The sequence below is a fragment of the Nocardioides sp. WG-D5 genome (assembly GCF_054031175.1).
The window spans coordinates 2,066,947-2,080,372 of record NZ_CM132928.1; the positions used below are offsets into that span (position 1 = coordinate 2,066,947).

Sequence of the window (13,426 nt, forward strand, 5' to 3'; positions counted from 1 at the left end):
TCGGTCCTGCCCAAGGTAGCACCCTGTGACGTACCTCACGATCCCCTCAGTGGTACCTGATGAACGTCAGCGGTACTCCACGTCCTGATGGATCCGGCCCTGCGTCGTGGCGAGGCGCTCGCCGGAGCCGCCCCAACGGCCCGCGATGATCTCGGCGGCGATGGAGATGGCGGTCTCCTCCGGCGTACGGGCGCCGAGATCGAGGCCGATCGGGCTGCTCAGCCGGGCGATCTCCTCCTCGGTGAGGCCGGCCTCCTGGAGCCGAGCGAGGCGGTCGTCGTGGGTGCGGCGCGAACCCATCGCACCGACGTAGGCGATGTCGGGGAGGCGGAGCGCGACCTCGAGGAGAGGTACGTCGAACTTCGGGTCGTGGGTGAGGACGGCGATCACGGTGCGCCGGTCGATGCGGCCGGCCTCGACCTCCTGGGTCAGGAAGCGGTGGGGCCAGTCGACGACGACCTCGTCGGCCTCGGGAAAACGGGAGTTGGTGGCGAAGACCGGCCGGGCGTCGCAGACGGTCACGTGGTAGCCGAGGAAGGCTCCCACCCTGGCCACCGCGGCGGCGAAGTCGATCGCGCCGAAGACGAGCATCCGGGGCTTGGGCGCGAAGGACCACACGAAGACGCGCATGCCCTCGCCGCGGCGCTCGCCGTCGATTCCGTAGGAGAGCGTCTGGTTGGTGCCGTGGGCCAGGAGCCCGAGCGCGTCGTCGTGGACGGCGTCGTCCATCCTCGCGCTCCCCAGGGATCCCTTGACTCCTTCGGGGCGGATCAGGACGCGGCGCCCGAGGATCTCGGGGTCGGGATGCTCGATGACGGTCGCGAGGGCGACGGGGGTGCCGCTGCGTACGTCCTCGGCGAGCTCGCCGAGCTCCGGGAAGGTCTCCTTCGACACCTTCTCGACGAAGACGTCGAGGATGCCGCCGCAGGTCAGGCCGACCGCGAACGCGTCGTCGTCGGAGACGCCGTAGCGGTGGAGCTCCGGGACGCCGGACTCGGCGACCTCGCGGGCGACCTCGTAGACGGCGCCCTCGACGCAGCCGCCGGAGACCGAGCCGACCGCGGCGTCGTCAGGACCGACGAGCATCGAGGCGCCCGGCGGCCTGGGCGCCGACTGGAACGTCGCGACCACGGTGGCCACCGCCACGGTCTCGCCGGCGTCCCACCACTTCATCAGATCGTCGAGCACGTCACGCACGCGCGATCACCTCCACCAGATCCTCGTACGTCGCCAGCGAATGTCCGGCGACGAAGTCGTCCACGTGCGGAAGCACCGCGACGATGCCTCGCTGCAGCGGCTCATATCCAACCTTGCCACGGTGTGGGTTGACCCACACCACGCGATGGGCGAGGCGGTGCAGCCTCGCCGTCTGCTCCTGGAGGAGCGCGGGGTCGCCGCGCTCCCAGCCGTCGCTCGCGATGACCACCACCGCGCCTCGGGCCAGTCCCTGATGTCGCTGCAGGAACGCCTGCAGGTTGTCGCCGAGCCGGGTGCCGCCGGACCAGTCGGGCACCGTCTCGCCGGCCGCGACGAGCGCCCGGTCGGGGTCGCGGTGGCGCAGCGCGCGGGTGACGTTGGTGAGCCTGGTGCCCATCGTGAACACCGCGCCGCTCCCGGTCGTCGAGGTCACCCGGTGGGCGACCCGCAGCAGCACGTCGGCGTAGGAGCTCATCGACCCGGACACGTCGATCAGCCACACGACGCGGCGCGGCCGCTCGCCGCGCCTGCGGTAGTGGATCCCCGCCGGCTCGCCGAGGTGTCGCAGACTGGCCCGCAGGGTGCGGTGGGCGTCGACTCGGCCCCGCCGCCACTGCTCCTGCCGTGGTGTCCTTCTTCGCGGTGCCCGTGGGCGGAGCCGGGCGATCAGCGCGGCCACCCGCTCCTGCTCGGCCGGGTCGAGGTCCGCGACGTCGCGGTGTCGCAGGGTCTCGATCTCGCTGGCGCGGGCCCGGATGGCGTCGCTCTCCCCCTCCCCCGCCTCCTCGCCGTCCTGCGGCTCGGTCTCGGGGAGGCTGGAGGTGACCGACACGGTACGCGGCGGCCCCTGTGGTCTCGGCAGCGTCGCCGTCGGCCCGAACCAGGCCTCGAAGACCTGGTCGTAGCGGCGCAGGTCGTCGGGGCCGGCGCACAGCGTCGCCCTCCCGGCGGTATAGGTGGCGACCGGGTCGCCGGCGCCGACGATCGCGGTCGCCTGCAGGAAGCCGTGGGCGCGGTCCTGGGTCACCTGCACCCCGGCCGCGCGGAGTGCCCGGGTGAAGCCGAGCAGGATCTCGGGGCCGTCGTGTTCTACGGTCACGTCAGCAGCCGATCCAGCGCGGCTCGGACGCGATCGGCGTCCTCGCGGTGCTTGACGAGCGCGCCGAGCGTGGCGGCGGCGCTCTCCAGGTTCATCTCGGTCGTGCCGAGGTGGTGCAGGGCGCGGGCCCAGTCGAGGGTCTCGGCGACGCCCGGAGGCTTGAGCAGGGCGTTCGCACCCTCGGCGCCGCGCAGCTGCTGGACCACCGTGACCACCTGACGGGCGAGCTCCTCGGCGACCTCGGGGGCTCGGCTGCGTACGATCTCGATCTCGCGGTCCAGGCCCGGGTGGTCGATCCAGTGGTAGAGGCAGCGGCGCTTGAGGGCGTCGTGGAGCTCGCGGGTGCGGTTGGAGGTGAGCACGACGACCGGAGGAACCGCCGCGGCGACCGTCCCGAACTCGGGGATCGTCACCTGGTAGGTGGACAGCACCTCGAGCAGGAACGCCTCGAACTCGTCGTCGGCCCGGTCGACCTCGTCGACGAGCAACACCGACGGTGACTGCCGCAGCGCCGCCAGCACCGGACGGGCCAGCAGGAACCGCTCGTCGTAGAGCGACTTCTCGGCCTCCTCCACCTCGCCCGCACCACCGGCCGCCTCGAGGGCGCGCAGGTGCAGGATCTGACGGGCGAAGTCCCAGTCGTAGAGCGCCTGGGTGGCGTCGATCCCCTCGTAGCACTGCAGCCGTACAAGCGGCAGGTCCAGCGCCTCGGCGACGGCCTCGGCGAGCGCCGTCTTGCCGGTGCCGGGTTCACCCTCGAGCAGCAGCGGACGCTGCATCCTGAGCGCGAGGAACGTCACCGTCGCCAGCTCCGGGTCGGCCAGGTATCCCGTCGCCGCCAGGCGGTCGGCGATCTCCCGGGGCGTCAGGTCCATGACCTGAGCCTAGAACGCGAAGCGTTGGCTGAGGGTTGGACGACCTCTTACGAGGGTAGGGACGAGTCGCCGGTCAGCGGCGGTCGACGTCGGCCCCGCCGGCCAGGTCGCCGCACTCCACCAGGTGTACGTCATGAGCCTCGAGATAGCCCCGGGCGCCCTGGTCTCCCACGGCTGCCTCGATGACCCCGTCCCAGTGGTCGCGCCCGATCAGCACCGGATGACCGGGAACCCCGTGGTAGGCGGCCCGCGCCAGCCCGGCCGACGAGGCCGTGCCGGTGGTCGAGCTTGTCGAGACCACCCGGGCGACCACGTCGGCACCCACGTCGGGCAGGTCGACCAGATGAACTACGGCAGCCTCTACGTCCGTCCCGAGAGCCTCCAGCCCGACCCGCAGCGAGGCCCCCATGCCCTCGTCCCAGTCCTCGGCGACGACGACCCGTTGGTCGGCCGGGAGCAGCGCCCGAGCCTCCTCGGCGGATGCCCCGAGCACGACGAGCACGTCGTCGCAGCCGCCCTCGCGCAGGACCCCGATCGAGCGGACCAGCCAGTCGTCGACGAGCGCCTTCGGCTTGCCCATCCGGCGCCCGGCGCCGGCGGCCAGGAGGAGCCCGGAGATCACTTGAACGCGGCGGTGTAGAGCTTCTGCAGCTTCGGGCTCTTGACGTCGCTGTAGCCGCAGCCGATGACCTCTGCGTCGCCCTGGGCCGCGACCAGGTAGTTCTTGCCCTTCTCGAACTCGGGCATCGGGATCGTGCTCGGCGCGGGCAGGACGATCCGGACGGTGTCGGTGCCGCCGAAGCCGTCGGCGTACATCCAGGTCTTGACCTTCAGCACGGCCTCGCTCTCGCTCACGCTCTCCGCGGTGCCCTCGAAGGCCAGCGCGGCATTCTGGGAGAGCCACTTCGACGTGGGCGGGAGGCAGCGGGCGGCGTCGGCGACGACGGTCAGCTCGGTCGTCCCCGCGCCGCCTGCCGGGGCGGAGGCCGACGGGACCGGCGCGGTCTCGGTGACGGTCGCGGTCGGCGAGGGTGGCTTGGCGTCCGGGTCCTCGGCGGTGTCGTCGGAGCCGAGGAGGCCGAAGGAGGCGACGACGGCGACGAGCACGACCGCGACGGCGATGACGGCCGCGAGCCAGCGCCATGGTGACCGCGGCGGCTGCATCCCGGTCTTCGGTCCGACGTCCACACTCATGCCGCCATCATGCCTCACCGCTGGGTGTCATCCATGGACCCGGTTGACACACGCAGGCGGGGCCCTGGTCTCGAAGACCCTGACCCCGCCCGCCGCTGCAGAACTTCACCCGGACACTTCCTTGGGCTTCAAAGCCCCCCAGATCCAGACGCTTCCCCGCAGTCGGCCACTGTGTGGAGCACCCATGTTGCGTTACCGAGCTGTTGTCGAGACAGTGTCGAAAGTCCCCAAAAGGATGGGACCGCTGGACCCCTCTGCTCCGTCTGATCAGGTCATCCCAGATGACGATCGAGGAACCCGATCACCCGCCTCATCGAGAGGTCCCACTGCGGCCCGAAGGCATGCTGCTCGCCTTCGTAGACCCACAGCCGCTGACGTACGCCCGCGCTCTCCATCAGGTCCCTCGTCGTGTAGGCCCACCGGATCGGGCAGGACTCGTCGTCGGTCCCGTGATGCATCTGGACCGGGACCTCGATGCGGTCGAAGTACGTCCGGGCCGAAAGACCCGCCCAGAACTCCGGCTCCCGCTCCGGGTCCCCGTGCTGCCGGTAGAGCCGGGCCACCTCCTCGGGCCGCGACGGCACCGCCCACCGGTTGATGTTGTCGACGATGTCCGAGGAGACCGACGCGTACGTCACCCCAGCACGCACCAGGCCGGGCTGGGCGACCAGCGCGTTCATCACCACGGCCCCGCCCATGGAGCGGCCGAGCAGCGCGGTGCGGTCGGGGTCGACGTACGGAAGCCTCTTCATCGCCTGGACGGCGTTGATGGTGTCGCGGGTGTAGCCGAGGCGGCTCTCGTCCTCTTCGGTCCCTTCGGGGATGGGCGAGGATCCGGCGTGGCCGCGGTAGTCGGTGTGCAGGACGACGTAGCCCTCCCGGGCCAGCCGGTCCTGCTCGCGCCTCAGACCCTGTCCGGTGACGTAGATGTCGGTGTCGATGTGGCCGTGGGCGAGGACCACGCCGGGGAAGGGTCCCTCGCCGCGCGGCCGGAGGAGCACCCCGGTGATCGTCAGCGGCCCGCTCGGGTAGCTGACCTCGAAGCGTCGGTAGGCGTCCGTGCTGCCCGACTCCCGCAGCACCTTCACCTCGCCGCCCGGGAACTCCTCGCGCATCAGCTGCGGGAGCGAGACCTTGTCGGTCACCGGGGGCAGCGTCTCCGACGGGCTCGGGGAGGGTGCGGCCGACGAGGCCGGCGCTGGCGCCGACGGCGCCGCTGTCCGGGACGGCGCGGCGGCCGGCTCACCGCCGCAGCCGGCGAGGAGCATGGCCGAGATCGCCAGCGCCGACGCCGCCTTCAGGCCCATGCCGTCGAGGGTAGCCCTGACCTCCACGGCCCTGGGAAAACGAACAGGTGCCCCCGCCGGTCGGCGGGGGCACCTACGTGTGCTCTAGCGGAAGAGGCTCAGAAGCCCATACCGCCCATGTCACCCATGCCACCGGTCGGGTCGCCAGCGGCGGCCTTCTCCGGCTTGTCGGCCACGACGGCCTCGGTGGTGAGGAACAGCGCGGCGATCGACGCGGCGTTCTGCAGCGCGGAGCGGGTCACCTTGGCGGGGTCGATGATGCCGGCCTGGAGCAGGTCGACGTACTCGCCCGTGGCCGCGTTGAGGCCCTGGCCGACCGGAAGACCGGCGACCTTCTCCGCCACGACGCCGCCCTCGAGGCCGGCGTTGATGGCGATCTGCTTCAGCGGCGCCGAGATGGCGGCCTTGACGATCGAGGCACCGGTGGCCTCGTCGCCCTCGAGCTCGAGCTTCTCGAACGCGGTGGTCGCGGCCTGAATCAGCGCGACACCACCACCGGGGAGGATGCCCTCCTCGACAGCAGCCTTCGCGTTGCGGACGGCGTCCTCGATGCGGTGCTTGCGCTCCTTGAGCTCGACCTCGGTGGCCGCGCCGACCTTGATGACGGCCACGCCGCCGGCCAGCTTGGCGAGGCGCTCCTGCAGCTTCTCGCGGTCGTAGTCGGAGTCCGACTTCTCGATCTCGGCGCGGATCTGGTTGACCCGGCCCTCGATCTGACCCTGGTCGCCCGAACCCTCGACGATGGTGGTCTCGTCCTTGGTGATGACGACCTTGCGGGCCTGGCCGAGCAGCTCGATGCCGGCGGTCTCCAGGGAGAGGCCGACCTCCTCGGAGATGACCTGGCCACCGGTGAGGATCGCGATGTCCTGCAGCATGGCCTTGCGGCGGTCACCGAAGCCCGGGGCCTTGACGGCGACGGACTTGAAGGTGCCCTTGATCTTGTTGACGACCAGCGTCGAGAGAGCCTCGCCGTCGACGTCCTCGGCCAGGATGACCAGCGGCTTGCCGGTCTGCATGACCTTCTCCAGGACGGGGATCAGGTCCTTGACGCTGGAGATCTTCGAGTTGACGATCAGGATGTACGGGTCGTCGAGGACGGTCTCCATACGCTCCGGGTCGGTCACGAAGTAGGCCGAGATGTAGCCCTTGTCGAAGCGCATACCCTCGGTCAGCTCGAGGTCGAGCCCGAAGGTGTTCGACTCCTCGACGGTGATGACGCCTTCCTTGCCGACCTTGTCCATCGCCTCGGCGATGATCTCGCCGACGGTGGTGTCAGCGGCCGAGATCGAGGCGGTAGCAGCGATCTGCTCCTTGGTCTCGATGTCCTTGGCCTGGGCGAGCAGCTGCTCGGAGACGGCGTCGACAGCCGCCTCGATGCCGCGCTTCAGGCCGGCCGGGTTGGCACCCGCGGCGACGTTGCGCAGGCCCTCGCGGACCAGCGCCTGGGCGAGAACGGTCGCGGTCGTCGTGCCGTCACCGGCGACGTCGTCGGTCTTCTTCGCGACCTCCTTGACCAGCTCGGCACCGATCTTCTCGTAGGGGTCCTCGAGCTCGATCTCCTTGGCGATGGACACACCATCGTTGGTGATCGTGGGGGCGCCCCACTTCTTCTCGAGCACGACGTTGCGGCCCTTGGGACCGAGGGTGACCTTGACGGCGTCGGCGAGGGTGTTGAGACCCTTCTCCAGACCCCGACGGGCCTCCTCGTTGAAAGCGATGAGCTTCGGCATTGCTCCTGCGATCCTTCACTTGGGAAGTTCGTTGGATCCGGTCCGATGGGTTGCCCGCGACGGACGACGCCACTCCCGGCAGAACCCTTCCCTGCCGCTCGCGACGCCTCAACGTCACCGGTCCGGTTGTTGTCACTCTCATGGTAAGAGTGCCAGCCTCATGTTTAGCACTCGGCCCCTGCGAGTGCAAGAAGATCGGGGCGGCGACGGTCAGAGAGACTTCGCGAGCTCCGCGAACTCGAGGTCGTCGCGCAGCGGCACGCCGAAGCGCTCGTCGCCGTAGGGGAACGGCTCGAAGCGCCCCGTACGCCGGAACCCCCGCCGCTCGTAGAACGCGATCAGGTCCTCGCGCTGCCGGATCACCGTCATCCGGATCTCCTCGGCGCCCCACTCGATCGCGATCCGCTCGGCCTCGGCCATCACGGCCTTGCCGACACCGGCGCCCTGCAGGCTCGGCGCGACGGAGAACATGCCGAAGTAGACGTACGCCTCGCGCTTCTGCAGCTGGCAGCAGGCGACGATCTCCCCCGACCGCGCGGCGGCCGGTTCGGCGACCAGGAGCCGGGAGCCCGGCGCGGTGATGACCTCGCGTACGCCCTCCGGGTCGGTGCGCTGGCCGGCGAGCAGGTCGGCCTCGGTGGTCCAGCCGGCGCGGGAGGCATCGCCGCGGTAGGCCGACTCGATCAGCCCGACCAGGGCTTCCACGTCGGAAAAGGTGGCGTCACGGAAGGTCAGCTCGGGCACGGGCCCAAGATACGACAGCGCGACAATCAGGCGGGCAGGTCCGGCAGCGCGGACCGCCGCAGCCAGGCGTCGAAGAGCGGGGTGAGGTCGCGGCCGCAGACCTCGGCCGCGAGCGCCTCGAAGTCGGCGGTGGTGACCGAGCCGCCGCCGTGCCGGGCGACCCAGGTGCGCAGGATCCGGAAGAAGGAGTCGTCCCCGACCGTGCGCCGCAGCGCGTGCAGGGTGAGCGCTCCGCGCTTGTAGACCCGGTCGTCGAACATGTCCGCGGACCCGGGGTCGGCGAGGACCAGGTCCTGCGGCAGCGCGGCCAGCCGGCGGTGGTGGTGGCGCGCGTGCTCGCCGCACGCGCGCCCTCCGGAGGCGTCCGACCACAGCCACTCGCTGTAGCAGGCGAAGCCCTCGTGCAGCCAGATGTCGCGCCACTCGCGCAGCGTCACCGCGTTGCCGAACCACTGGTGGGCGAGCTCGTGGGCGACGAGGCGTACCTCCGACCACTCGCCGGTGAGGTGGTTGCGCCCGAAGGTCGACAGCGACTGCGACTCGAGGGGGATCTCGAGCTCGTCGTCGGTGACCACGACGGAGTAGGAGGCGAACGGATAGGGCCCGAAGACGGAGGTGAAGTAGGCCATCATCTCCCGCTGCCGCCCGAAGGAGGCCTCGAACCCGGCGCCGGCGTCGACCGGGTACGCAGCCCGGATCGGCACCCGACCGCCCGGCCCTTCGGTGGGCGCGATGTCGATGACCCGGTAGCGGCCGATCTGCACCGTGGCGAGATAGGTCGCCATCGGCTCGGCCTCCCAGTAGCGCCAGGTCTCCCCGCTGCCGCGGCGTACGCGGGAGGTCAGCTCGCCGTTGGAGACGACCGCATAGCCGGGCGCCGTGGTCACGCTGATCGCGTAGCGGGCCTTGTCGGAGGGCCGGTCGTTGCACGGGAACCAGGTGGGCGCACCATGCGGCTGACCGGCGACGATGACACCGTCGTCGAGCTCCTCCCAGCCGGCGTCGCCGTGGTGTGGCAGCACCACCGGGCGGGGCTTGCCGGAGTACCTGACCGTGATCACGAACTCCTCGCCCGCCGCGACCCTCGAGCGGAGGTTCAGGACCAGACGGTGGTCGCGGTGGCTCCACTTGGCCGGCGGACGGCCGTCGATCGCCACCTTCTGCACACGCAGGTAGGCGAGGTCGAGGACGACGCGGTTGATGTCGTCGACCGCGACGGCGCGGATCGTGGCTGTGCCCGTGAGCCGGTTGCCGACCAGGTCGTAGGTGAGGTCGAGGTCGTAGTGGGTCGCGCTCCACGACGGGTCCCCGTGTCCCGGGAGGTAAGGGTCGGCGGTGGGGAGCTTCGGCACGGCGGTCATCGTAGGGGCACCCGCTCAGCCGGCCTGGTCCCAGGGACCGATCGGGTTGCCGATCCACAGCGTCTTGTCCGGGAGGCTCTCCCCGCGCATCACCAGCGAGACCGGGCCGACGACCGCGTGCCGGCCGATGGCGGCGGCGGGCAGGATCACCGAGTTGGGGCCGAGCGTCGCGCCTCTCCTGAGCGTGACCGTGTCGAGGGCCAGCACACGGTCGTGGAAGAGATGGGTCTGCACGACGGTGCCGGCGTTGACGGTGGCGCCGTCGCCGAGCTCGACCAGGTCGGTCTCGGGGAGCCAGTGGGTCTCGATCCACACACCGCGGCCGATCCGCGCCCCGAGCGCACGGAACCACAGGTTGAGCACCGGGGTGCCCGACACGGCACCGGTGAACCAGGGCGCGGCGAGCACCTCGACGAAGGTGTCGGCCAGCTCGTTGGCCCACACGAACCAGCTCCACAGCGGGTGCGAGCCGGCCCGGATCCTGCCCACGAGCAGCCACTTCGCCACCACGGTGATGCCGGCCGCGACCGCTCCGGCGGCCGCGAGCACCGGTCCGGTGACCAGGGCCGCAACGAGCAGGTCGGTCGCCTCCCAGATCACGATCAGGGCGTAGGCCACCCCGGCGTAGAGCAGCGCCGCGAGCGTCTGCGGCACCAGCCGGGCCAGCTCGACGAGCGCCCGGGCGACCTTCAGGCGTGCCGGTGGGTCATAGGTACGTCCCGAGTCGGCCTCGCCGGCCGCGCGGCGCAGCGGCGCGGGTGGCGAGCCGAGCCAGCTCTCACCCTTCTGCGCGCGCTTGCGACGGGGAGCCGCGCTGAGCACGGCGACCAGGGAGGCCTTCGGGACCTTGCGGCCGGGCGCCGCCATGCCCGAGTTGCCGACGAAGGCACGCTTGCCGATCTTCACCCGCTCGACCCGCAGCCAGCCGCCACCGAGCTCGTAGCCACCGATCAGGGTGTCGTCGGCGAGGAAGCTCTGGTCGTTGACCTGGGTCAGCCCGGGGATCATCAGCACCGTCGACGCCTCGACGTGCTTGCCGATCCTGGCGCCGAGCGCCCGCAGCCACAGCGGCGTCAGTGTCGAGGAGTAGAGCGGGAAGAGCCAGGTGCGCGCCTCGTCGAGCACCTGCATCGTCGACCAGACCGCGACACCGGCCAGGCTGCGTACGGGATGTACGCCGGGACGGATCGCCAGACCGGCGAGGCGCACCACCGCCCAGATCAGGGTGGCCAGGGTGACGAAGCCGGCCACCACCGCGACCGGGCTCCAGGCGAGCAGCGGTCCGATGTCGGCGTAGGAGCCGGGCACGCCGGCCAGGGCGACGCCGACGAGGATGCCGACGGCGATGGCGACCGCGGGGAGCAGGGCGAGCACGGCCGCGGCGATGCCGTAGAGGAGCATCCAGACCCGGGCCCGTGCCTGCGGCGGCTGCCAGGGCCCACGCGCCTCGCGGGCGGCGCGGACGGCCGGCGAACCCGACCAGAACTCGCCCACCGGCACCGTGCCGAAGACCGCCGAGCCGGGTCCGACCTCGGCGTCGTCACCGACCCGGGCGCCGGGCAGCAGCGTCGACCGCGCCCCCACCCGGGCCCGATCGCCCACCGACACCTCGCCGAGATGGAGCACGTCGCCCTCGATCCAGTGACCGGAGAGGTCGACCTCCTGCTCGATCGAGCAGCCCTTGCCGAGCGTGAGCATGCCGGTGACCGGCGGCAGGCTGTGCAGGTCGACGTTCTTGCCCATCCGCACGCCGAGCAGCCGGGCGTACCAGAGCATCCACGGCGCCCCGGCCAGTCCGTGCGCCCCGAGCTCGTCGACGGCGTGCGTGGCCAGCCAGAGCCGCAGATGGACCGTGCCGCCGCGCGGGTGCTGCCCGGGACGTACGCCGCGCAGGATCAGCCGCGCCGCACCCGCGGCGAGGAGCATCCGTCCGGGCGGGGTCAGGAAGGCGAGGGCGGCCGGGACGAGGACCCACCAGCTGAGCGAGGGCAGCCAGGGCGCCCACGGCTGCGCGAGCGTCGTCCCGAGCGCGATCCAGGTCAGCCAGCGAGGCGCGGCCAGGCAGCGCAGCAGGATCGTGGCGACCACCTGCGCGACCTGGGTCTCGAGACGTACCGCCGGCACCTCGCGCTCGGAGACCGTGGCGGAGCTGCCCAGCTCGTCGACATAGGCGGCCAGCGCGCCCAGGCTCGGCCGGTCGTAGACGTCACCGAGCGCGACCTCCGGGAAGCGCTCCCGGATCAGGCTGACGATCTGGGCCGCGGTCAGGCTGCCGCCGCCGAGGTCGAAGAAGTCCGCCTTCGGCCCGGAGACCTCGGCACCGAGCACGTCGTTCCACAGCCCGGCCAGCCAGGCCTCGGTGTCGCTCAGCCCCTCCCCCGCGCCCGCCGTGGACGCCAGCGGCCATGGGAGCGCGTCGCGGTCGACCTTCCCGCTGGTACGCGTCGGGAGGCTGTCGACCACGGCCAGCCGCGGCACCAGGGCCGCCGGCATGTCGGCCCGCAGCCTCGCGACGGAGGCGGCCTGGTCGAAGGTCTCGTCGACCGTGACGTAGCCGACCAGGAGGCTGTTGCCGGCCGTGCTCTTCCGCACCGCGGCCGCAGCCCCGACGACACCGTCGAGCTGCAGCAGGGCGCTGTCGATCTCGCCGAGCTCGATCCGCCGGCCACCGAGCTTGATCTGGTCGTCGGCGCGACCGCCGAAGAGCAGCCCGGCGGGGTCGTTGACGACCAGGTCGCCCGATCGGTAGGCGCGCTCCCAACCGAGGGTGGGCATCGGTGCGTACTTCTCGGCGTCCTTGGCCGCGTCCAGGTAGCGCGCCAGGCCGACGCCGCCGATGATCAGCTCGCCGGTCTCACCCTCGGGGACCGGGATACCGGTCGCCGGGTCGACGACGGCGAGGTCCCAGCCGTCGAGCGGGAGACCGATCCGCACCGGCCCCTCCGCGCTCAGGCGGGCGCCACAGGCGACCACCGTCGCCTCGGTCGGGCCGTAGGTGTTCCACACCTCCCGGTCGGGCGTGACCAGACGCGCGGCGAGCTCAGGCGGGATCGCCTCGCCGCCGGTGATCAGCAGCCGGACCCGGTCGAGCGAGGACGGCGGCCACAGCGCGACCAGCGTCGGCACCGTCGAGACGATCGTGATCTGGTTGGCGACCAGCCACGGGCCGACATCGACCCCGGAGCGCACCAGCGCCCGCGGCGCCGGGACCAGGCAGGCGCCGTAGCGCCAGGCCAGCCAGATCTCCTCGCAGCTCGCGTCGAAGGCGACCGAGAGGCCGGCCATCACCCGGTCGCCGACCCCGATCGGGGCGTCCTGGAGGAAGAGGCGCGACTCGGCGTCGACGAACGCGGCGGCGTTGCGGTGGGTGACCGCGACCCCCTTCGGCGTACCGGTCGACCCGGAGGTGAAGATCACCCAGGCGTCGTCGCCGGTCGACGGCTCCTCCGGCTCGCGGGCCTCCCGGGGCCCGGCCGTCGTGGTGACCCGCAGGTCGTTCGTCACGACCGCCGCGACCTGCGCCTCACCGAAGACCAGCCGCGCCCGCTCCTCGGGGTCGTCGGCGTCGACCGGCACGTAGGCGGCTCCCGCGCAGAGGATGCCGAGGATCGCCACGTACAGGTCGGTGGTCCCGCTCGCGATCCGCAGCCCGACCTTGTCCCCGGGCCCGATCCCGGCAGCGTTCAGCTCGGCGGCCAGCCCGTCGGCGGCCTCCTCGAGCTCCGCGTACGTCAGCAGGCCGTTGCCCGCCTCGACGGCCGGCTCGTCGGGCACCTGGGCAGCGGTGGCCCGGAAGATGTCGACGAGAGTCCGGGGCTCAGGCGCGAGATCGCCTCGCAGCAGGGGATCGTTCACGCGACCACGTCCGTAGCGCAAGCGCCATCATACGGACGCGGTCGCGTGAGGCTTGGATGGTTCA

10 protein-coding genes are annotated in these 13,426 nt (G+C 71.7%); all 10 read right to left on the reverse strand.

Translation table 11 applies throughout. The annotated features are described in order from the left end of the window. Positions 1–66 precede the first annotated feature (66 nt). The 10 genes from ACWZJV_RS10085 to ACWZJV_RS10130 all read right to left on the reverse strand — a co-directional run bounded on the left by ACWZJV_RS10085 (position 67) and on the right by ACWZJV_RS10130 (position 13,362). Complete coding sequence (locus ACWZJV_RS10085) at positions 67–1,197, reverse strand: XdhC family protein (RefSeq protein ID WP_457181318.1); 1,131 nt, start codon at positions 1,195–1,197, stop codon at positions 67–69. Next, positions 1,190–2,296 (reverse strand): vWA domain-containing protein, encoded by a 1,107-nt coding sequence (locus tag ACWZJV_RS10090; RefSeq protein WP_457181320.1) that lies wholly within the window; start codon positions 2,294–2,296, stop codon positions 1,190–1,192. The genes ACWZJV_RS10085 and ACWZJV_RS10090 overlap by 8 nt, the downstream gene beginning before the upstream one ends. Beyond that, positions 2,293–3,171, reverse strand: a complete 879-nt coding sequence (locus ACWZJV_RS10095) for an AAA family ATPase (protein WP_008360861.1) — start codon at positions 3,169–3,171, stop codon at positions 2,293–2,295. Before ACWZJV_RS10095 ends, ACWZJV_RS10090 begins: the two co-directional genes overlap by 4 nt. Positions 3,172–3,244: 73 nt before the next feature. Beyond that, entirely contained in the window at positions 3,245–3,793 is a 549-nt protein-coding gene (locus ACWZJV_RS10100) for a nucleotidyltransferase family protein (RefSeq protein ID WP_457181322.1), read from the reverse strand. Further along, positions 3,790–4,365, reverse strand: a complete 576-nt coding sequence (locus tag ACWZJV_RS10105) for a hypothetical protein (RefSeq protein ID WP_040755985.1) — start codon at positions 4,363–4,365, stop codon at positions 3,790–3,792. The genes ACWZJV_RS10100 and ACWZJV_RS10105 overlap by 4 nt, the downstream gene beginning before the upstream one ends. Before the next feature lie 272 nt (positions 4,366–4,637). Then, complete coding sequence (locus ACWZJV_RS10110) at positions 4,638–5,672, reverse strand: alpha/beta hydrolase family protein (protein ID WP_457181325.1); 1,035 nt, start codon at positions 5,670–5,672, stop codon at positions 4,638–4,640. Between the two features lie 98 nt (positions 5,673–5,770). After that, complete coding sequence (gene groL / locus ACWZJV_RS10115; RefSeq protein WP_196872777.1) at positions 5,771–7,402, reverse strand: chaperonin GroEL; 1,632 nt, start codon at positions 7,400–7,402, stop codon at positions 5,771–5,773. A gap of 210 nt (positions 7,403–7,612) precedes the next feature. Further along, entirely contained in the window at positions 7,613–8,146 is a 534-nt protein-coding gene (locus ACWZJV_RS10120; protein ID WP_457181328.1) for a GNAT family N-acetyltransferase, read from the reverse strand. A gap of 26 nt (positions 8,147–8,172) precedes the next feature. Then, positions 8,173–9,507 carry a M1 family metallopeptidase gene (locus ACWZJV_RS10125; protein ID WP_457181330.1) on the reverse strand — a complete coding sequence of 445 codons (1,335 nt, stop codon included), beginning with the start codon at positions 9,505–9,507 and terminating at the stop codon, positions 8,173–8,175. Positions 9,508–9,522: 15 nt separating this feature from the next. Next, entirely contained in the window at positions 9,523–13,362 is a 3,840-nt protein-coding gene (locus ACWZJV_RS10130; protein ID WP_457181332.1) for a Pls/PosA family non-ribosomal peptide synthetase, read from the reverse strand. Positions 13,363–13,426 lie beyond the last annotated feature (64 nt).

Excerpts from the sequence above, each read along its gene's own strand:
- ACWZJV_RS10095 (WP_008360861.1), bottom strand. The coding sequence starts at position 3,171 with ATGGACCTGACGCCCCGGGAGATCGCCGACCGCCTGGCGGCGACGGGA.
- ACWZJV_RS10110 (WP_457181325.1), bottom strand. The coding sequence starts at position 5,672 with ATGGGCCTGAAGGCGGCGTCGGCGCTGGCGATCTCGGCCATGCTCCTC.
- ACWZJV_RS10125 (WP_457181330.1), bottom strand. The coding sequence starts at position 9,507 with ATGACCGCCGTGCCGAAGCTCCCCACCGCCGACCCTTACCTCCCGGGA.
- ACWZJV_RS10105 (WP_040755985.1), bottom strand. The coding sequence starts at position 4,365 with ATGAGTGTGGACGTCGGACCGAAGACCGGGATGCAGCCGCCGCGGTCA.
- groL (WP_196872777.1), bottom strand. The coding sequence starts at position 7,402 with ATGCCGAAGCTCATCGCTTTCAACGAGGAGGCCCGTCGGGGTCTGGAG.